The organism is Sodalis-like endosymbiont of Proechinophthirus fluctus (assembly GCF_001602625.1).
In the GTDB taxonomy this organism is placed as follows: Bacteria; Pseudomonadota; Gammaproteobacteria; order Enterobacterales; family Enterobacteriaceae.
Genome location: NZ_LECR01000068.1, coordinates 11,314 through 11,911, shown reverse-complemented (window position 1 = coordinate 11,911; position 598 = coordinate 11,314). Strand labels below are relative to the sequence as shown.

The following is a 598-nucleotide window of genomic DNA, read 5'->3' as shown; positions in this document are numbered from 1 at the left end:
CCGCGCTGTCGGGTCGGGCGGCGGGCTGGTGGGTCGACTGGCAGAGGGGAGAACAAGTTGATTTCCTTTGATGTCTGTGACATCTCAGCGGATATTTTCCTTATCAACGGCGGTGATACCAATGTTACCACCGAAGGTCACGCCGGCGACTGGCTACTCAACCTACCGATGATCGATATCCACACCATTGGCGCCGGCGGCAGTTCTATTGCTCGCTTCGTCAAAGGCGCGTAATGGCAGGGCCTATGAGCGCGAGCGCCATGGCGTGGCCTATTTGCTACGGCCGCGGCGGCACCAAGTCTACAGTGACGGACGCGCATCTGGTACTCGAACATTTAACGACTCTCCTGTTGAATGTTAAAATGACTCTGGATGTTACAGCGGTGGCTAAATCGATTGAAGAATGCATTGCCAAGCCGCTGGGAACTGACCGTGGAAGACGCCGCAAGCGACATCATAGATATAATAATATGATGGGCGCCATACACGAAGTTTCGGTGGTGCGCGGCTATTACCCCGGCCAATTTGCTCTGGTGCTGTTTGGCGGCTCTAGGCCGTTGCACAGCGGTTTTTTTGACCTTCTTGTTAGTATCATGAA

General features: G+C 54.2%; 1 pseudogene. It reads left to right on the top strand.

The window, feature by feature from the left end:
• Positions 1-57 precede the first annotated feature (57 nt).
• Positions 58-598 (top strand): annotated as a pseudogene (locus BG74_RS17575) (hydantoinase/oxoprolinase family protein); the annotation flags it as partial.